Below are 20,815 nucleotides of genomic sequence, written 5' to 3' on the forward strand. Positions count from 1 at the left end.
ATGAACGAAACACAACTTGAAAACCTATGCCTAGACTGGTTCTCTGAAAATGGCTGGGAAATCGTTCATGGTGTCGATATTGCGCCTGACAGTAGCAATCCTTTACGCAAAGACTATAAACAAGTTCTGATTGAAGCAGACTTACAAGCCGCTTTTGAACGCTTAAATCCACATTTGCCAGCGAGCTGTTTTGAGCAGGTTTTACAAAAACTGAGTAAACCCGAAAGTCTGGACTTAATCACCAATAACCGTGCTTTTCATAAAATGCTATTGGAAGGCGTACCTGTCAGTTATAAAAAAGAAGATGATTGGATAAATGACCATGCGTTTTTGGTCGATTTTAATCATGTACAGCAAAACCGCTTTGTCGCAATCAATCAATTTACTATCCAAGGCACAAAGCAACCAAGACGACCTGACATTATCTGCTTTATTAACGGTATCCCTTTTGCTGTACTTGAGCTAAAAAGCCCAACCGATGAAAACGCCGATATTTGGGATGCGTTTAACCAACTACAAACCTACAAAGAAGAAATCTCTGATCTGTTTGTTTTTAATGAAGCTTTGGTGGTGAGTGATGGTATTACAGCTCGGGTGGGGTCATTAACAGCAAGTCAAGAACGTTTCTTGCCGTGGCGTACCATTAAAAATGAAGATGATAAGCCTCAGCTAGAATGGGAACTGGAAACGGTGATTCGAGGTTTCTTTGATCGTGAGTTATTTCTCGATTATATCCGTTTCTTTGTGCTGTTTGAAACTGATGGTGAAAAAACGATTAAAAAAATTGCAGGCTATCACCAGTTCCATGCAGTGCGTGAAGCTGTTCAGGCGACTATTGCCGCATCGAATCCTACAGGAAATAAAAAAGCAGGGGTGGTTTGGCATACCCAAGGTTCAGGTAAAAGTATCTCGATGTGTTGCTATGCAGGTAAGTTACTTCAACAACCAGCCATGCAGAATCCTACCTTATTGATTGTGACGGATCGTAATGACTTAGATGGACAGCTATTTGAAACCTTTAGTCAAGCACAAGAATTATTAAAACAAACGCCAGTACAAGCCAATAATCGTGATGAGCTGAGACAACTCCTTGCTGAACGTGAGTCGGGCGGTATTATTTTTACCACGGTACAAAAGTTTGCTTTGCTCGATGGAGAAGCTGAGCATCCATTACTGAATGGTCGGCACAATATTGTGGTCATGTCCGATGAAGCCCACCGTAGCCAATATGGACTCAAAGCCAAACTGTCGAATGATGGGACTTATAAATTTGGCTATGCCAAGCACATGCGTGATGCCTTAAAGAATGCTGCCTTTATTGGTTTTACAGGTACGCCAATTTCCAGTGAAGACAAAGATACCCGCGCTGTTTTTGGCGATTATGTTTCAATTTACGATATTCAAGATGCAGTAGAGGACGGCGCAACCGTGCCAATCTATTATGAATCTCGTTTGGCAAAATTGGATATTAATAAGGCTGAAATCGAGGAACTGTCTGATCAAGTCGATGAAGTGGTAGAAGATGAGGAAGATGTCGGTAGTCGTGAAAAGACCAAAGGTGAATGGAGTCGATTAGAGAAGTTAGTAGGTGCAACACCACGCCTGAAACAGATTGCTGCGGATTTGGTGACGCACTTTGAAGCCCGTACTGAAGCCACAGCAGGCAAAGGTATGATTGTGACTATGAGCCGTGAAATCTGTGTGCATTTGTATAATGAAATTATTGCATTGCGCCCAGATTGGCATGATGATGACCCGAAAAAAGGAAAAATCAAAATTGTGATGACAGGTTCAGCATCGGATAAGCCTTTGCTACAGCCTCATATTTACAATAAGCAAGTGAAGAAAAATTTAGAGAAACGTTTTAAAGATGTGAATGACCCTTTGCAGTTGGTGATTGTGCGTGATATGTGGCTGACAGGTTTTGATGCACCGTGTACGCATACCATGTATATCGACAAACCGATGAAAGGGCATAACCTCATGCAGGCGATTGCTCGTGTGAACCGTGTTTTTAAAGACAAGCAAGGTGGTTTGGTTGTTGATTATATCGGGATTGCCAATGAGTTAAAGCAGGCATTAAAAACCTATACAGATGCCAAAGGAAAAGGCGAGCCAACCTTACGTGCAGAAGAAGCCTATGCAGTGCTTGCTGAAAAAATGGATGCCATTCGTGGGATGTTTGCCAAGACCACTGATCAAGCTGGGTTAGATTTAAGCAGTTATGAAACACAAGCACACCGACTGATTATTCCAGCAGCCAACTATGTGCTAAGTCTAAAAGATGGCAAAAAACGCTTTTTAGATTTAGTGCTCGCAGTCAATAAAGCTTTTTCATTGTGCGGTACGCTAGATGAAGCCAAGACCTTACATAAGGAAATTGCATTTTATTCAGCCATTAAAGCAGTGATCAGTAAGCATACTTCTGTGGATCGTAAATTATCGCAAGCAGAAAAGGACAGTACGCTTAAACAAATTCTGGATAATGCTGTTGTGGCTGATGGTGTAGCAGATGTATTTGCGCTATGTGGTTTAGATAAACCCAATATCGGCTTGCTGTCAGATGAATTTTTGGAAGATGTACGACAAATGCCGTACCGTAACTTGGCAGTCGAATTATTAGAAAAATTATTGAATGATGGCATCAAGGCAAAAACACGTAATAACCTTGTGCAAGAAAAACGCTTCTCAGATCGCTTGCAGGAAACTCTAAGGAAATATAACAACCGTGCGATTGAGACTTCACAGGTGATTGAAGAGCTGATTCAAATGGCGAAAGAGTTTCAGGCTGAAATGGAACGTGAAGCTTCACTCGGTTTGAATCCCGATGAAATCGCTTTCTATGATGCTTTAGCAAATAATGAAAGTGCAGTGCGTGAATTGGGTGATGATACGCTGAAACAAATTGCTCGTGAAATCACTGAGAAATTGCGAAAATCAACAACGGTGGATTGGCAGGTTCGAGATAGTGTACGTGCCCAGCTTAAAATCTTGGTACGTCGTACCTTGCAGCGTTGGAAGTACCCGCCTGACAAAGCAGCTGAGGCGATTGAATTAGTCATGAAGCAGGCTGAAATGTTATCGAATGCTTGGACAAACTGATAAAAGTTTAAGGAGTAGGTTGTTCTGCTCCTTATTAAGGATTTGGATTGAAAAATGATTTTGATGTCATTTTTAGATTTCATCAGCAAGCGATCAAGTCAACGTATATGATACCGATCAAGCTACCGTACAAGATGGCGATTATGTTCAATGTTAAATTGCGGTTATGTGGCAGAGGGAATAGAGTTTGATAGAATTAATGTCTTTACTTCATCATCGAATACTCCACAGAATTACCTTAATCCAGCAATAGAAGCAGGGTTGATTCAACGTATCATTCCAGACAAACCAAAAAGTCCGAAGCTAGGATATAGATTGAGTTTATAAAGTTAAGTGGCTCAATCCCAAATAAGCTACTAGATTGGTTGAAAAGCAACCAATCAAAATAAAAATAAGAGGTACTTGAAATTGGACAAAATATGGACGTTATTTGCGCCTATATTACGCCTAAAAAATTGAAAATTTTAATTAAGTTTTTGATTTAAATTATAAATAAAATTTCACTTGTCCAATCCATCAAAGGGAGATTTTTTCTTTAAGCTCTCGTATCTCTTGCATAGTGAATAGTCTAGCATGATTGATTTTGGACGTTTAATGACACCTTTGACAGCATAGGTAGGATCAACATCTGCTAGTCCTTTCAAAATGCAAGCCAGCATAATCATCCTGAGAGTTGTAATTTCATTAGAAAATGCCCTCATTAACAGTTTTATTTACAGGCTAAGTCTCTCCAACTGTCAACAATGTCAGCCCAGTCTTGCATCATTTTCCGTCTTTGTTTTAGATGTTTTGAATGATCATAAGAGGCTTTAGTTTTATTGGATTCGGCATGTGCTAATTGTTTCTCTATCCACGCTTCCTCGTAATCCTTTTCATATAGTAATGTTGATGCTGTGGCTCTAAAGTCATGAGTAGTTACATCTTTAAGACCGATATACTCCAGCATGCTATTTAAAGTTGATGGTGAAAGCATCCCACTACTCTTTTTGCTAAAAATAGCAGGGAACACCAGAATGCCATCACCTGATATTTCATGCTGCTGTCGTAAAACCTTATATGCTTGATCTGAAATTGGTAGTACGTGGATTCTAGCTTTCTTCATCACTTCAATTGGAAATGTAATTAATCTTGATTCAAAGTCTACCCATGACCATTGCATCTTCCTGATTTCTACAGCGCGCAGCATTGTGTATAAGAGAATAAAGCCTGCATTCTTCACAGTTTGTGTGCCATTGTATTTAGGTAGACTTGTTCTTGCTTTATATCGCTCTTCTTTCGTTAATGCTCTTGCATGATTGACACGAGGACGTTTAATTACATCACGTACTGCATAAGTAGGATCATTCTCAGCACGAAGCGTTGCTATAGCATATCGAATAACACTACCAACAAATCTTCTGTTCTCAAGTGCGGCAGAAGCACCAGTAAATCTTCCTTTTGATTCTTTTACAATTCGATCTACAGTGTTATCAATTACTTTAAGCACATCTGCTGCTGTTACCTCGTTTACATTCTTCTTCCCAATCACAGGTGAAATATCTTTTTCTAAAGCAATATCAAACTTCTCTTGATATGTTTCAGATTTTGAACACATTCGTTTCAGTTTAAATTCAGCAGCAATTGAATCGAAAGTATTGGTTGATTCGGCTAATGATTTGGCTTTGATATTTTTTCGATCTTCAACAGGGTGTATACCTTTTGCTAGTTTTGCTCTCATTTGTTCTTTTAAAGAACGAGCCTCAGCTAGACTAATAGAAGGGTATTCCCCTAAGCTCATTGATGATTCTTTGCCCTGAAAAACAAATTTGAATCGCCATACCTTAGCACCAGTCGGTCTAATCTCTATATATAGTCGATCAGAGTCTAGTAGCCTATATAATTTATCTTTTGGTTTCAGACTCTTAATTTTGACATCAGAAAGTTTTGTAGTAGCCATTGAGAGTATTTTGAATGAAATGTTACCCGTATTATTACCCGTTTTTATAAGGAATTAAAAGGCACTAAAAAGAACTAAGAAACATAATATTTATTTTATTTCAATTGCTTAAGTATTATAAAAGAACTGTAAGGAATTATAAAAAACATCAACCATTATTATTTTTTACTACTGTTGCTTGCGCCATAATTCAAACTTCCACAATTACATCTATTGTGCCGTAAAATGCAATCTTTTTCCATCGTTTAGCAATTTCGCGTTTAGAGCTAAATTTGTTAAAATATGTACCTTATCTCATTAACTAGAGTACAACGCATGTCTAAAACACGTGTGATTTATCCGGGGACTTTCGATCCAATTACCAACGGGCACGTTGATTTGGTTGCAAGAGCATCAAAAATGTTTGATGAAGTGGTTGTTGCAATTGCAATTGGTCATCATAAAAATCCAGTGTTTAGTTTAGAAGAGCGTGTAGAATTAGCAAAAGCTTCATTAAGCCATTTGTCTAATGTAGAGTTTGTTGGTTTTGATGGTTTATTGGTCAATTTCTTTCGTGAACAACGTGCAACTGCGGTACTGCGTGGTTTAAGAGCGATTTCAGATTTTGAATATGAATTTCAATTGGCGAATATGAACCGTCAACTTGATCCTCATTTTGAATCAGTTTTTTTAACCCCATCAGAGCAATATTCATTTATTTCATCAACATTGGTAAGAGAAATTGCTCGATTGAAAGGTGATGTGAATAAGTTTGTGCCCGCTGTTGTTGTTGAGGCATTTGAACGCAAACATCAGCAAGGTTGGTAGATGTCTCTTTATATTACTGATGAATGCATTAACTGTGATGTTTGTGAGCCAGTATGCCCCAATGAAGCCATTTATATGGGGGAATTGATTTATGAAATTAACCCTGCACTTTGTACAGAGTGCATTGGGCATCATGATCAGCCACAGTGTCAGTTATTTTGTCCAGTTGATTGTATTCCGCTTGATCCTCAGCATGTCGAGTCACAAGATGAGTTGATGGCAAAATATAAAAAATTAACTGCACAAAAAAATGCGAGCAATTAATTTCTAACTTTGATAATATGCGCCACGAAGTGGGCTGGACGGTCGCTGCTGTGGAGGTCTCCGTGACTGAAACAGGGGAGGAAAGTCCGGGCTTCATAGGGCAAGGTGCCAGGTAACGCCTGGGCGGCGAAAGTCGACGGCAAGTGCAGCAGAGAGTAGACCGCCTCATTCGTGAGGTAAGGGTGAAAGGGTGCGGTAAGAGCGCACCGCGTGTCTGGTAACAGTTCACGGCAAGGTAAACCCCACCAGAAGCAAGACCAAATAGGAATCCTGAGGCACGGCCCGTGCTGGATTCGGGTAGGTCGCTTGAGCGTATGAGTGATTGTACGCCTAGAGGAATGATCGTCCTCGACAGAACCCGGCTTATAGGCCCACTTCTCAAAATTTTTGAAATTGTGCTTGACGTGTGTATTGAAAGTTAAGATAATGCGCCCACAGTTTTCGGCTATGTAGCTCAGTTGGTTAGAGCACCGCACTCATAATGCGGGGGTCACAAGTTCAAGTCTCGTCATAGCCACCATTTTATAGACCACGCTCCTGCGTGGTCTTTTTTTATTTGAACTTTTTTTAATTAATTTTTTTGTTTGAGAGAAGATTTGTTGAAAAGTAATCAAATAAAAATTAAAAGCACAAAAACTGTTCATATGTTTCATGTTTTCAATGTCATACACTTGACCTGTTATGTAGAACACTAGATAATGCGCACACAGTTTACGGCTATGTAGCTCAGTTGGTTAGAGCACCGCACTCATAATGCGGGGGTCACAAGTTCAAGTCTCGTCATAGCCACCATTTTATAGACCACGCTCCTGCGTGGTTTTTTTTATGTGCTTTTATTGGCTACTCGACCTGCTAAGCATCAACTGAATATTATTTATAGATTCAAGATAAAAAAGTATAGCCATCAGGTTTTCTGATGGCTTCAGTTGATTAGCTTTAATGTGATTGAATTAGAAAATTAAAGAGATATATTGATTTAATCTCAATATATCTCAGCAGAAAAATAATAATTATAAATGCTTTTCAATCGTCGCTAGAGTTTGATGACTTTCATAAAAAGGTTTTACGATCATGGTGATAATAGGTTCTAATACGCCATGTTCATCTAAGGCTACAACGACTTTAGGATAAAAACGTACAGCTTCATTTTGAAGATCTGACTCTTCAATCCCAATCGCAGCAAATACATCCTCTAAACTTTCGTCTTCATAAAAATCATAAAAGACTTTTACGCCGTATAGAATAAGATCTTGAATATAGGAAGACTGACGTAGCTCTTTCCAGTATTCATAAATCATTACAAAGAATTCTTCAACATCCAAAGGTGTGACTTGTTTGGTGTATTCAGATAAAGGTTTAGCTTTATTATCTTCCCAGATATTACGTGCCAAGCTCTCTAAGTCATCGTTTGAAAGTAAGCTTAAATCGGCAAGTTGTTCTTGGATAAAGCGAGCAATACTTTCTTCGATTTTCTGTTCAATGCGTTGTTGTTGACGATGTGAAAAAGTCTTTAGTTTCTGCTGCCACTGATATTTGCTTTCAGAAATTTGTTCTTCATCAGATTGTGAAAATAATTTTGGTAATTTATTTTGTAAAGTTGTGGTTGCAATATATTGGCATAATTGCTGAATTGAAGGGCTTTCTTTCAAGAAGTGGTTTAAATAATGTCGAATATTTTCTAATTCGAGAAATTTAGATAACCACATTTCAAATTGGTGATCTGAAAAAACATCTTCTAAATGTGCTGAAGACTGTAAAGAAAAAACATGCAAGCGTTGAGCAATTTCACCAATAAACTCTAATAGCCCAGCACCAAGCTGCATTTCAAAGGCATAACGCTTAACAACGGCTTGGATTTGTTCAAGCTCTATCACTTCTTTCAGTTTGATATTTGGTGCATGTTGTAGAAACAACTGAATAAACTGCTGAAAGAACTCAGGAGAAAGCTGTGTAGTAAGCTGATTTTTATAAAATGCCACTTGCTCAAGCATAAGTGCTTGAGCAAGTAATTGTGACTTTTCAGAAACAATTTTTTCAGTCATTCGCGGTCCATCCATTGACGATAGGGTAGCGTCGTTCGCGACTGAAAGCACGTGAACTAATACGTGGGCCAATTGCACCCTGACGACGCTTGTATTCATTACGATCAACTAAGCGTATTACTTTTTCAACCACTTCAGCTTCGTAGCCTTTTGCAATAATGTCTGCTTGGCTAAGATCTTCTTCGATATAAGCGTACAGAATTGCATCAAGTACATCATAAGCAGGTAAAGAGTCTTGGTCTGTTTGATCAGGACGCAGCTCCGCTGAAGGTGGGCGAGTAATGACACGCTCAGGGATCACAGGTGTTTCACTTAATGTATTACGGTATTTTGCTAATTCGAAGACGATGGTTTTATAGACATCTTTTAATACAGAGAAGCCACCAACCATATCACCATAGAGTGTGCAATAACCGACTGAAATTTCAGACTTGTTACCTGTTGAAAGTACAAGGTTGCCAAACTTATTTGATAAACCCATGAGTAAAGTACCACGGGTACGTGCCTGTAAATTTTCTTCAGTTGCGTCAGCAGGTGTATTTCCAAAGAATGGGAATAGGGTCTGCATGAAGCTATTTACGATTGGGTGAATCTCTGCAATACCGAAAGTTACGCCCATGCGACGTGCTTGTTCTGTTGCATCTTCTACACTCATTTGAGAGGTGTAAGTATAAGGCATCATCACGGCTTGTACTTTATCAGCACCAATCGCATCAACAGCAATAGCAAGTGTCAAGGCTGAATCGATTCCACCCGATAAGCCCAAGATCACACCTGGGAATCCTGAGCGTTGTACGTAGTCACGTGTTGCCATGACCAATGCTTGATAGATTTCGGCAAAAGTATCTAAAGTTGGAATTGCATTAGCAGTTTTAAACTGTTTTTGCTCTGCATCATATTCAGTCACATAAACAGATTCTTGAAAACTAGGTGCTTGTAATGCAAGTTCGCCATTTTTGTTACTGACAAAACTTGAACCATCAAAAATAAGATCGTCCTGTCCACCCACTTGATTGACATAAACAATATTTAGATTCAGTTGTTTTGCGAGTTCATTTAATGTTTGGATGCGATGCTGTGGTTTGCCGACTTCATACGGAGAAGCATTTAAGACAAGCACCGTTTCAACATTCAGTTGGCTAAGTTGTTTGACGGTATTCAGTGACCAAACATCTTCACAAATCAGTACACCAAACTTATGACCTAAATACTCAAAAACGAGATGTTGATGACCATCTTGGAAATAACGTTTTTCATCAAAGACGCCATAATTTGGTAAGTTCTGTTTGTTGTATATTCCTAAAACTTGCCCATCTTTAATCACTGCGGCTGAGTTGTAACGGTGACCATCTTCTGTTTGGTGAACAAAACCAAACACCATAACGATATCTTTCACTTCACTTAATTGAGCGAACGCTTTTTGAGTGCGTTTTTGTAAATTCGGGCGAAGTAATAAATCTTCAGCTGGGTAACCTAGCGTAGAAAGTTCAGGGAAGATGATTAGATCAGCCTGTTGTTGTTTCGCTAAATTTGCTTGCTCAACCATCTTTTGAGTATTTGCGTCAATATTGCCAATATGCGGAGAAAATTGAGCAAGGGCAATTTTAAAATTTTTCATTCAAACCTAATCCTAAGTCTTAACAAGTGCTGATATACAAGATTTTGATTTATATAAGTATAGTTTTAAAAACGTTTGTATATCATGGTGCTAAACATTCTGCATCTTAAAGAAAAATGACAAGTTCACTAATATATACTAAATGCACATTTTTCTGCGTAAAAATAACAAGTTTTTCTGTATAAAATACGAAGATCTATGGATCAATCTGTGTATTTGAAGTTATCCATATCAATCTATTGGGCAAAAATTTCAAAATTTAGTGCTTTTGTATAATTTTTCATTTCATCTTTTCATACTCTGGTGACAGATTAATTACAGCAAATACAGATTTTTTAATACGCTAGACCTATTCAATCACTGATAGAATTCGCAAAAAAGATTAATTTATTGAGTGGTTTATTATTTTTAAAATAAATAAATTCAATGTTTTATGTCTTTGTGATTGTTTTTTATACCATTCGTCGGGTAAATCTATTTATTGCTTGAGTGTACGCGTGTACACTGCTATTATCCTAATCAATGTGAACATGTGTACACTGTAATTTAAATCAAGTATGTGAGTAACATACAAAAAGAGGTAACGAATATGTCAATTTTATTATTTCCTGTGGTTGCATTTGGCTTGGCAGTTGTTGTTGGTCGTATTGGTACAGTGATGTTTCAAGAGCAAGACAAATAAACTTTAGATTTAATCAGTCAGTTAAGAATTTCCTATATTCAAGAGGTTAGAGTGATGATGATTTCAACCATTTTATTTCCAGTAATTGCCTTTGGATTGGCAATTGGTGTGGGGCGTATTGGTACAATTATCATGGATGATATACGCAAAGATACGGATTTTACGACGAATATGGACAGCCGCCATGAACTTAAATCTAAAATGCGCAAAGGTTCTGTTGCATAAAGCAGATTGCGAATTTCTAACTTAAAAGCCCTGTCATTTATTTCACAGGGCTTTTTTATTGGTTCAAAATAATATTTGGAATCTTCTTTAAAAAAATATCTCGTGCAATATCACCTTGTTGTTCAATGTTGTAACTGGTGAAAGTCTTGGTTTGAATAAAGTGATAATGATAGGGATTATACTTTTTAAAACTAAGATAGTAGCCTGTCTGTAACAACATTCCTTTTAAGATGACATTGGTTTTTTGCTGAAATTGCAAGATGTGGGCCAATTCATGAATAAAAATTGCCTGAAGATCTAATGAACATTTTGAGTAATCTTGGTAAAAATGTTGTTTATGTACAAATAGATTGCCGTTTGGCGCCATAAAAATATTCAATGGCTGCCACGGTAAATAAGGAATATTAAAGATTTTTACTGCATGATAATCAATCAGATCACCGAATACAGATTGAGCGAGTGCAACTTCGCCATCAGTTAAGCCACGCCATTTAAATTCATTCATGTTAAGAAAAACAATCAGAAATGATATGAGCAGAGAGGGAATAGCGTGCAATGATTCGAATAATTTCATCTGATTCAAATTCAATTCATAATTTGTTTAATACCATAGCAAATAGTTTAATTAGAAAACCAATTTTTGATTGCGCTTAGTTTTGTAATTGTTGCGATGCGATTCAATTTTTTGATTTTAGTTCATTAAAAGTTAAATAGTTTTAAATCTCATACATAATCTTAATTTGATTCTAATTTTATAAAATTTGATGACCCATTAAAAAGCAAAAACCCCAATTAGAACTGGGGTTTTACAACAACAAGGATGACGACTGTAAATAGGATGAGAGTCGGCATTTCATTAAAAAAACGCCAAAACTTGTGTGACTTATAATGAGCGTTACCAATCAATTTCTTGCGATAATAACCGCAAATAAAGTGGTATATGACCAATAAACCCACCAGACCGACTTTAAGATAGAACCATAAAGCTTCATGGTAGTGTCGGGTTGCATCACCCCAATCGACAAGGAAGTGGGCAGTAATGAGTGTGGCAATCATAGATGGCCACATAATACCGCGATACAACTTGCGTTCCATCACCTCAAAGCGTTGATGACTAACGGCATCTTCACTCATAGCATGGTAGACATAAAGCCGGGGTAAGTAGAACAATGCAGCGAACCAGCAAACCACGGCAATAATATGTAATGCTTTTACCCATAAGAAAGCATCAGAAGGTGCATCCATCGATAATCCTAGGTGGGATTATGCATCCCACTTCTTGAAAATAAGGCAGGCGTTTACGCCGCCAAAGCCAAAACTGTTACTCATCACAGTATTCAGTTTTGTATCACGTTTTTCAAGTACAATATCGAAACCTTGTGCGCCTTCATCAAGCTCAGTCACGTTGATGTTTGGAGCAATAAAGTCATTTTGCATCATCAATATAGAATAAATCGCTTCTTGAACACCTGCAGCACCTAAGCTGTGACCCGTCATTGATTTGGTTGAACTAAGTGGTGGAACTTGTCCTTCACCAAATGCACGCTCCATTGCTTTAAGCTCAGTCACGTCACCCGCTGGTGTTGATGTACCATGTGTGTTGACATAATCGATTTGTTCTACACCGTGTTGTTTTGCTTCATCTAATGCCATGATGATACAACGTGTCGCACCTTCACCACTTGGTGCAACCATATCTGCACCGTCGCTATTCGCTGCATAAGCAACAACTTCAGCTAAGATGTTCGCACCACGTGCTTGTGCATGTTCAAGTGATTCAAGAATAATGAAACCACCACCACCAGCGATGACAAAACCATCACGATCCGCTGAGTAAGGGCGAGATGCAGATTCGGGAGTATCATTATATTTAGAACACAATGCACCCATTGCATCAAAAAGTAAGCTTTGAGACCAGTGATCTTCTTCACCACCACCCGCAAGCATTAGGTCTTGTTTACCCAATTGAATCAGGTTGTAGGCATAACCAATTGCATCAGCAGAAGTTGCACATGCACTGGTAATTGAATGCGCAACGCCTTGTAGTTTCAATGCTACACCGACATTGGCAGTAATTGTGTTACTCATATTACGGGGAACAAAGAAAGGACCAATTTTACGTGCGCCTTTTTCTTCTAATAGCTTAACCATCTCTGCAACTGATGCAGTTGAGTTACCGCCGCTACCACCTGCAATACCATAACGAGGGTTATTTGCTAGATCCTCTTGTTTTAGACCCGCATGTTCTACTGCTGCAATCGCTGCGTTATAAGCATACATCGCACATACACCCATAAAACGCTTGATTTTACGGTCAATACCATCAAAATCTTGTTCAGCAGCAGCGCTGACATGACTTTTAAAATTTAATTCGGCATAAGTTGGATTAAAACGTGTTCCTGAGATTCCATTTTTTAAAGAATGAGTGACATCTTCTAAAGAGTTACCGATACATGAGTTAATGCCCATACCAGTGATTACAACACGTTTCATTTACAGATCCCTTTTATGGTAATACGAAGCCTTATGCATATCGCTATAAGTACAAATCAGGAGAAAATAACGATTTAAATGGCTTATGAGTGAATGACACCATCATAGCAGAAAGGTTTTTTATTTCTTATGGCAAATTTTATGCCTATTTCTAGTTGTGTAAATATTCGTAAATATAAATGCAGTTGAGACAAAAGGTAATGAAAGAACACAGATAAAAGTTGAGATAAATTTGCATTCAACCTAGTATTTACCTAGAGATGCACAAATTATAGAACAGAGGTACTTGATGACAAAATCTAAAAACAAGCAATCTTCAGGTTTATTTACCCAAGCCTTTGGAGTGGCTAAAAAGCTCAGTTCAGAAATACAAAAACTTCAAACTGCCCCTAAAACATTAGCAGATGGATCTACAGATTCATCTAATGTGATCGAAGGGAAGGCGCGTTTTAAAAGCCCATTTGAGATTGAGCAATACGAAAGCCCACAACATATGTTACGTCAACAGTTACCTAAATTGTCACATCAACTTTTGGGTCGCCATTACACAAAAGTAAATAATGTTGCATCTTTCATTTCACCTGACATGGGCGAAAAAGTTTCTGATTATTTATTTCAGTGGTTGAATGAATTTAGTTCCAATACTTCACTTACAGAAAAGATTCTGGAAGAGGCAGGTGTAAAAGATATTACCGAACTCACTCAAGATACTGGGCGTTCTCAACGTTTAAGTCAGGCATTAATCGAACAAAATAAATTATTAGCCGCTGCGCAAGGCGTTATCACGGGAGCGACAGGAGTTTGGGGTGCAGCCGTTGATATTCCTGCCTCGATTGTTCTAGCACTAAGAACAATTTATCAAACGGGTCGCTCTCATGGGTTTGATTTGGCTGATGAGACAGATCAAGAAGTGGTTGCCTTTATTTTTAAAGAAATTGATTTGGGTATTATTGCTGAAAAACAAACATTATTGATTGCATTAAAAGCTTTGAAGTCGATGTTAGAAACCCATGACTTACAACAGTTTCAGCAGTTGCTTGGATCGAGCAACGATATTGAGCTTGTAAAGAAATGGTTTGTTGATGAGGAAGGACAGTTTAAATGGGGGTGGTTGAATCATATCCCTCAAGCATCTGTGATTGGTAAATTAACACCAGTTGCTGGTGCTGCTTTAGGTGGCTTTTATAGTTGGCGTTTACTCGAAGATGTAGGACACAAGGCACAATCTGTTTTCGGGGCAGCCCGTTTTTATTTGAATGAATATCCGAATGAAGATCTTTCACCCTTAGAAGCCTATTACAAAGCGGAAGCATTATTAAGAAAGCCGAATTCACAATTGTTAAATGCAACAGAGACTACGACAAATGCATTAAGTAGTGTTGATGAAAGCAAAAATGATGTGATTACCAATGTTTCAGTGCAATCTAAAGATCATGCTGCTAAAGAAATTCAGACGAATGAAAACGTTGAGCAGAGTATTCAACAGCTTGCATCAGAGCATGTGGTCAAGCACGAACATACTGAACAGCAATCTGCTTTGAAAGAGCAATCAAATGAATTACTCACTTCTGATGAATCGGAACTATCTACAGAACCAAAAACAATCGATATAGAGCCTGCATCAACAAAACACAGTTAATTATTTTGTTGGTGTGATTTAGACATCAATAAAACAACAAAATTATAGAAATGGTCAGCACTTGCTTTATCTTGCAATGTTGACCATTTTTACTTCTTGGCTTACAATTATGTGCCCTTAAAAAGAGGTGTTTTTCTTTTTAAGGTTGTTTAATAACGGGAGAATTGCCAAATGGCAACAACAAATCAGTTGATCCGTAAGGGTCGTACAACTTTGATTGAAAAATCAAAAGTTCCTGCGTTGAAGGCTTGTCCACAACGTCGTGGTGTATGTACACGTGTATATACGACTACTCCTAAAAAACCTAACTCAGCAATGCGTAAGGTTTGCCGTGTTCGCTTAACTTCTGGTTTTGAAGTATCAAGCTATATCGGTGGTGAAGGTCATAACTTACAAGAGCACAGTGTTGTGCTTATCCGTGGTGGTCGTGTTAAAGACTTACCAGGTGTACGTTACCATACCGTTCGTGGTTCTTTAGACTGTGCTGGTGTTAAAGATCGTAACCAGTCACGTTCTAAATACGGTGCTAAGCGTCCTAAGAAGTAATTCTAGGAAACTAGCCCAAACAACCCTTTAGCGTTTCGCTTGTTTGAATTCTTCATAGATTTGTAATTCAAGCGACGTATAGTAAGGCCAGCGTAGCGTACATGACACTTGTACAAACTGCTGGATTATCCTGAAGTGTCATATTATTAGGTGTATTAAAATGCCAAGACGTCGCGTAGTCGCTGCTCGTGAGATCCTTCCAGATCCAAAATTTAGCAGCCAAACAATCGCTAAATTCATGAACCACGTAATGCAAGATGGTAAAAAATCTATTGCTGAAAGTATCGTTTACGGTGCTTTAGACCGCGTTCAAGAAAAAAACAAAGTTGACCCAGTTGAATTTTTCGAGACTACTCTTGAAAAAGTTCGTCCTATGGTCGAAGTAAAAGCACGCCGTGTTGGTGGTGCTACTTATCAAGTACCTATGGAAGTGCGCCCATCCCGTCGTACTGCCTTGGCTATGCGTTGGTTAGTAGATGCTGCTGCTAAGCGTTCTGAAAAAACGATGGCTTTACGTCTTGCTGGTGAGTTGCTTGATGCAGCTGAAGGTAAAGGTTCTGCGATCAAAAAACGTGAAGACGTGCATCGTATGGCTGAAGCCAACAAAGCCTTCTCTCACTACCGTTTCTAAGCGGATAAAACAGTCCCTAATCAGGAGAATATTCATGCGTACAGCAGCTAGATTCAACATTGCTTTCTATCAAAGTGGGAGCTTTGCGGGTATTTAAGTTGCCTGCTTGAATATTTGTACGCATCAATTTAATTGATGCGTCCTGTTTTAAATATAACATTTAGGAATGTAGACATCATGGCTCGCCAAACTCCAATTAGTAATTACCGTAACATCGGTATCTCTGCGCACATTGACGCAGGTAAAACAACTACAACTGAACGTATTTTGTTCTACACAGGTGTATCTCACAAGATTGGTGAAGTACATGACGGTGCAGCAACAATGGACTGGATGGAACAAGAACAAGAGCGTGGTATTACAATTACCTCTGCTGCGACAACTTGTTTCTGGTCTGGTATGGGTAACCAATTTCAACAACACCGTATCAACGTAATTGATACACCGGGACACGTAGACTTCACGATCGAAGTTGAACGTTCTATGCGTGTTCTTGATGGTGCGTGCATGGTTTACTGTGCTGTAGGTGGTGTACAACCTCAGTCTGAAACTGTATGGCGTCAAGCAAACAAATATAAAGTGCCTCGTTTAGCATTCGTGAACAAGATGGACCGTACAGGTGCAAACTTCTTCCGTGCTGTTGAGCAAGTTAAAACTCGTTTAGGTGGTAATCCTGTACCTATCGTTGTGCCAATCGGTGCTGAAGATACGTTTGCAGGTGTTGTTGACCTGATCGAGATGAAAGCGATTATCTGGGATGAAGCATCTCAAGGTATGAAGTTTGAATACGGCGATATTCCAGCTGACCTCGTTGATACTGCTGAAGAATGGCGTACCAAGATGGTTGAAGCTGCTGCTGAAGCTTCAGAAGAATTAATGGACAAGTACTTAGAAGAAGGTGATCTTTCTAAAGAAGAAATCATCGCTGGTCTTCGTGCTCGTACATTAGCATCTGAAATTCAAGTAATGCTTTGTGGTTCTGCGTTCAAAAACAAAGGTGTTCAACGTATGTTGGATGCTGTAATTGAATTCTTACCATCGCCTACAGAAGTTAAAGCGATCGAAGGTATTCTTGACGATAAAGATGAAACTAAAGCATCTCGTGAAGCATCTGACGAAGCACCGTTCTCTGCACTTGCGTTCAAAATCATGAACGATAAGTTCGTAGGTAACTTAACTTTCGTACGTGTTTATTCTGGTGTTCTTAAACAAGGTGATCCGGTTTATAACCCAGTTAAATCTAAGCGTGAGCGTATCGGTCGTATCGTACAAATGCACGCGAACGAGCGTCAAGATCTTGAAGAAATCCGTGCAGGTGATATCGCAGCGTGTGTAGGTCTTAAAGACGTTACGACGGGTGATACATTATGTGATGAGAAGAACATCATTACTCTTGAACGTATGGAATTCCCAGAGCCAGTAATTTCATTGGCTGTTGAACCAAAAACTAAAGCTGACCAAGAAAAAATGTCTATCGCTTTAGGTCGTTTGGCTAAAGAAGATCCATCGTTCCGCGTTCGTACAGATGAAGAATCTGGTCAAACAATTATTGCTGGTATGGGTGAACTTCACCTTGACATCATCGTTGACCGTATGAAGCGTGAATTCGGTGTTGAAGCGAACATTGGTAAACCAATGGTTGCTTACCGTGAAACGATCAAAAAGTCTGTTGAACAAGAAGGTAAGTTTGTTCGTCAAACAGGTGGTAAAGGTAAATTCGGTCATGTATATGTTCGTTTAGAACCTATGGATGTTGAAGAAGCTGGTAAAGAATACCAATTCGCTGAAGAAGTTGTCGGCGGTACAGTACCTAAAGAATTCTTTGGTGCGGTTGATAAAGGTATTCAAGAACGTATGAAGAATGGTGTATTGGCTGGTTACCCTGTTGTGGGTATCAAAGCGACATTATTCGACGGTTCTTACCACGATGTCGACTCTGACGAATTGTCGTTCAAAATGGCAGGTTCTTACGCATTCCGTGATGGTTTCATGAAAGCAGATCCTATCTTGCTTGAACCAATCATGAAAGTTGAAGTAGAAACTCCAGAAGACTACATGGGCGATATCATGGGTGACTTAAACCGTCGTCGTGGTATGGTTCAAGGTATGGACGATCTTCCTGGTGGAACTAAAGCAATTAAAGCTGAAGTACCACTTGCTGAGATGTTTGGTTACGCGACTCAAATGCGTTCTATGTCTCAAGGTCGTGCGACATACTCTATGGAATTTGCTAAATATGCTGAAACTCCACGTAACGTGGCTGAAGGCATCATCGCTAAGTTCCAAGCTGGCGGTAAAAAAGGTGACGACGAGTAATCTTTCGATTACTATATTACCCAACTAAAATTTAGTTAAAAAACCAAGTGCTCATGGGCGACCCTCATGAGCAGTTTATAAAGGAAGATCATCATGGCTAAAGCCAAGTTTGAACGTAATAAACCACACGTAAACGTGGGTACAATTGGTCACGTTGACCATGGTAAAACAACTTTAACTGCTGCGATTGCAACTATCTGTGCAAAAACTTACGGCGGTGAAGCGAAAGATTACTCACAAATCGACTCAGCTCCTGAAGAAAAAGCACGTGGTATTACAATTAATACTTCACACGTAGAATACGATTCTCCAATCCGTCACTACGCTCACGTAGACTGTCCTGGTCACGCCGATTATGTTAAAAACATGATTACTGGTGCTGCTCAGATGGATGGCGCGATCCTTGTATGTGCTGCGACTGATGGTCCAATGCCACAAACTCGTGAACACATCCTTCTTTCACGTCAGGTTGGTGTACCATTTATTCTTGTATTCCTTAACAAGTGTGACCTTGTTGATGATGAAGAATTACTTGAATTAGTAGAAATGGAAGTTCGTGAACTTCTTTCTACTTATGACTTCCCTGGTGATGACACTCCAATCATCCGTGGTTCAGCGCTTCAAGCATTAAACGGTAATGACGGTCCTTACGGTGAAGCATCAGTTCTTGCACTTGTTGAAGCGCTTGACTCTTACATCCCAGAACCAGAACGTGCAATCGACAAAGCATTCTTAATGCCAATCGAAGACGTATTCTCTATTTCTGGCCGTGGTACTGTTGTAACAGGTCGTGTTGAGTCTGGTATCGTTAAAGTTGGCGAAACAGTTGAAATCGTTGGTATCCGTGACACAGTTGTAACGACTGTAACTGGCGTAGAAATGTTCCGTAAACTTCTTGACGAAGGTCGTGCGGGCGAGAACTGTGGTGTTCTTCTACGTGGTACTAAGCGTGAAGACGTACAACGTGGTCAAGTACTTGCTAAACCAGGTACAATCAAGCCACACACTAAATTCGATGCGGAAGTATATGTACTTTCTAAAGAAGAAGGTGGTCGTCATACTCCATTCCTTAACGGTTACCGTCCACAGTTCTACTTCCGTACAACTGACGTAACTGGCGCAATCAAGTTACAAGAAGGCGTAGAAATGGTTATGCCTGGTGACAACGTTGAGATGTCAGTAGAGTTAATCCACCCGATCGCAATGGACCCAGGTCTACGTTTTGCGATCCGTGAAGGTGGTCGTACTGTAGGTGCTGGTGTTGTTGCTAAAGTAACTGCATAATCGCTTAGAGTAATAAAAAAACACCCCTTTGGGGTGTTTTTTTATGTCTATTGTTCGACAATCTATCTTTAATAGTGTCCTAAACTGATACCTTGCTGTCCTAAACTGCACTTAATTCATCGCAATAAAACCGTAATATAAAACACAAGAAAATGAACAAAAGTACTAAATGGAAATTTTCCATTTAAAAGGAGTCAGAAGCATGAATGCTAAAGTAAATATTTCAAATCGTGCAGGTGCAAGTTTTCCAGTACGTCGTATGAATTTTGATTTTGATCAAGTGCCAGAATATTGGATGGATGGTTCGGCTGGCTTAACTCATTTCATGACTGGTTTGTCTGCATTATTCCCAGATGGCGAGAAATTATTTATTGATGCTGTACGTGCTGTACGTTATCACCCAACTATTAAAGATAATGCAGAACTACAAAAAGAAATCAGTGCTTTTATTGGTCAAGAAGCAATGCACACTCAAGAGCATGTAAATTTTAATGCTTCTGCACAAAAGTATGGTCATGATGTTAGATCTTTAGAGCAGATTACAGGACGTTATATCCAATTTGCGCTTAAGAATTTTTCAAAAATCGTTAAACCGTTTGGTATGACAAGAGAAATGGTTGATCTAACGGCAACTACAGCGCTAGAACATTTTACTGCAACGATTGCTTCTGAATTGTTACGCAATAAACACATTCAAGATTTAATGACAGATGAGACCATGTCATATATGTGGTTCTGGCATGCAGTTGAAGAAAATGAACATAAAGCAGTGGCTTACGATGTATATGAGTCAGTATTTGGAACTGGATTGAAGGCATATAGTTTACGTACTACAGCACTTGTATTTGCTATGGTTTTAATCTTTATTCTTCAATCTTATTTTACTTTACGTCTACTTCAACAAGATAAAAAACTAAATCTGAAAGAATTAGGCATGATTTACAAATATGCTTATAGTCCATCAAAAGGGATTATTACAGGTATGGCGGGTGAAATGTTGGCTTACTTTAGACCACGTTTTCATCCAAATAATTTAGATACCGTAAAATTACTTAAAGATTGGAAGGCGAAATTAGGTTTTTAAATTAAAACATCCATTAGCTAAACCTATGTAAAAAGAGCAATAAAATTGCTCTTTTTTTATTTTGAATATTACATTGAATAAACTTTTTTAAATCATACTGACATGTCCTAAGATGATGCTTTTCTGACCTTATCTGCACTTATTTA

Annotated in this window: 16 protein-coding genes, 2 tRNA genes, 1 other RNA gene and 1 pseudogene; 14 read left to right on the plus strand and 6 right to left on the minus strand. The window is 38.8% G+C overall.

Translation table 11 applies throughout. The features are described 5' to 3' along the window. Together O1449_RS03480 and O1449_RS16315 are read left to right on the plus strand one after the other, a co-directional pair. Positions 1–3,102 (plus strand): type I restriction endonuclease subunit R, encoded by a 3,102-nt coding sequence (locus tag O1449_RS03480; protein WP_269239184.1) that lies wholly within the window; start codon positions 1–3, stop codon positions 3,100–3,102. Positions 3,103–3,330: 228 nt separating this feature from the next. Further along, positions 3,331–3,429: pseudogene (locus tag O1449_RS16315) on the plus strand (Fic family protein); the annotation flags it as partial. Between the two features lie 382 nt (positions 3,430–3,811). Here the strand turns inward: O1449_RS16315 and O1449_RS03490 are convergent. Further along, on the minus strand, positions 3,812–5,038 hold the full coding sequence (locus tag O1449_RS03490; protein ID WP_269239185.1) for a tyrosine-type recombinase/integrase: 1,227 nt from the start codon (positions 5,036–5,038) through the stop codon (positions 3,812–3,814). Between the two features lie 315 nt (positions 5,039–5,353). On the opposite strand from O1449_RS03490, the gene coaD reads away from it, so the two are divergent. From coaD to O1449_RS03515, 5 genes are all read left to right on the plus strand, one after another. Then, on the plus strand, positions 5,354–5,845 hold the full coding sequence (gene coaD, locus O1449_RS03495; RefSeq protein ID WP_004663488.1) for a pantetheine-phosphate adenylyltransferase: 492 nt from the start codon (positions 5,354–5,356) through the stop codon (positions 5,843–5,845). Then, positions 5,846–6,109: a YfhL family 4Fe-4S dicluster ferredoxin gene (locus O1449_RS03500; protein WP_004663486.1), complete on the plus strand. Its 264-nt coding sequence runs from the start codon at positions 5,846–5,848 to the stop codon at positions 6,107–6,109. A 26-nt stretch (positions 6,110–6,135) separates the two neighbouring features. Further along, an RNA gene (gene rnpB / locus O1449_RS03505) (RNase P RNA component class A) lies at positions 6,136–6,491 on the plus strand. A gap of 61 nt (positions 6,492–6,552) precedes the next feature. Next, positions 6,553–6,629, plus strand: a tRNA-Met gene (locus O1449_RS03510). 195 nt (positions 6,630–6,824) lie between these two features. After that, positions 6,825–6,901 (plus strand) — tRNA-Met (locus O1449_RS03515). A gap of 218 nt (positions 6,902–7,119) precedes the next feature. On the opposite strand, the gene O1449_RS03520 is transcribed toward O1449_RS03515, so the two are convergent. Both O1449_RS03520 and O1449_RS03525 read right to left on the minus strand, forming a co-directional pair. Next, positions 7,120–8,151, minus strand: coding sequence for a hypothetical protein (locus O1449_RS03520; protein WP_005217857.1), 1,032 nt, complete (start codon positions 8,149–8,151; stop codon positions 7,120–7,122). Then, positions 8,144–9,769, minus strand: coding sequence for an NAD+ synthase (locus O1449_RS03525; RefSeq protein WP_004663482.1), 1,626 nt, complete (start codon positions 9,767–9,769; stop codon positions 8,144–8,146). The genes O1449_RS03520 and O1449_RS03525 overlap by 8 nt, the downstream gene beginning before the upstream one ends. A gap of 736 nt (positions 9,770–10,505) precedes the next feature. Between O1449_RS03525 and O1449_RS03530 the strand changes: the two genes are divergently transcribed. Then, entirely contained in the window at positions 10,506–10,676 is a 171-nt protein-coding gene (locus tag O1449_RS03530) for a hypothetical protein (protein WP_269229762.1), read from the plus strand. A gap of 55 nt (positions 10,677–10,731) precedes the next feature. On the opposite strand, the gene O1449_RS03535 is transcribed toward O1449_RS03530, so the two are convergent. From O1449_RS03535 to O1449_RS03545, 3 genes are all read right to left on the minus strand, one after another. Further along, complete coding sequence (locus O1449_RS03535; protein WP_269239186.1) at positions 10,732–11,250, minus strand: hypothetical protein; 519 nt, start codon at positions 11,248–11,250, stop codon at positions 10,732–10,734. Between the two features lie 218 nt (positions 11,251–11,468). After that, positions 11,469–11,921, minus strand: a complete 453-nt coding sequence (gene hemJ / locus O1449_RS03540; RefSeq protein ID WP_269229764.1) for a protoporphyrinogen oxidase HemJ — start codon at positions 11,919–11,921, stop codon at positions 11,469–11,471. A gap of 18 nt (positions 11,922–11,939) precedes the next feature. Further along, on the minus strand, positions 11,940–13,169 hold the full coding sequence (locus O1449_RS03545; protein WP_269239187.1) for a beta-ketoacyl synthase N-terminal-like domain-containing protein: 1,230 nt from the start codon (positions 13,167–13,169) through the stop codon (positions 11,940–11,942). A 289-nt stretch (positions 13,170–13,458) separates the two neighbouring features. Between O1449_RS03545 and O1449_RS03550 the strand changes: the two genes are divergently transcribed. The 6 genes from O1449_RS03550 (at position 13,459) to O1449_RS03575 (ending at position 20,669) form a co-directional block, all read left to right on the plus strand. Further along, entirely contained in the window at positions 13,459–14,808 is a 1,350-nt protein-coding gene (locus O1449_RS03550; RefSeq protein WP_269239188.1) for an EcsC family protein, read from the plus strand. A gap of 171 nt (positions 14,809–14,979) precedes the next feature. Further along, positions 14,980–15,354 carry a 30S ribosomal protein S12 gene (gene rpsL / locus O1449_RS03555; protein WP_004638184.1) on the plus strand — a complete coding sequence of 125 codons (375 nt, stop codon included), beginning with the start codon at positions 14,980–14,982 and terminating at the stop codon, positions 15,352–15,354. Positions 15,355–15,514: 160 nt separating this feature from the next. Further along, positions 15,515–15,985, plus strand: a complete 471-nt coding sequence (gene rpsG / locus O1449_RS03560; RefSeq protein ID WP_005190966.1) for a 30S ribosomal protein S7 — start codon at positions 15,515–15,517, stop codon at positions 15,983–15,985. A 177-nt stretch (positions 15,986–16,162) separates the two neighbouring features. Continuing rightward, positions 16,163–18,301, plus strand: a complete 2,139-nt coding sequence (gene fusA, locus O1449_RS03565; RefSeq protein WP_050041360.1) for an elongation factor G — start codon at positions 16,163–16,165, stop codon at positions 18,299–18,301. Between the two features lie 93 nt (positions 18,302–18,394). Continuing rightward, positions 18,395–19,585: an elongation factor Tu gene (gene tuf / locus O1449_RS03570; protein WP_269229021.1), complete on the plus strand. Its 1,191-nt coding sequence runs from the start codon at positions 18,395–18,397 to the stop codon at positions 19,583–19,585. A 202-nt stretch (positions 19,586–19,787) separates the two neighbouring features. Beyond that, positions 19,788–20,669, plus strand: a complete 882-nt coding sequence (locus tag O1449_RS03575; RefSeq protein WP_269239189.1) for a metal-dependent hydrolase — start codon at positions 19,788–19,790, stop codon at positions 20,667–20,669. Positions 20,670–20,815: the final 146 nt, after the last annotated feature.

Origin of the sequence: Acinetobacter sp. TR3 (genome assembly GCF_027105055.1) — a bacterium.
GTDB lineage: Bacteria > Pseudomonadota > Gammaproteobacteria > Pseudomonadales > Moraxellaceae > Acinetobacter.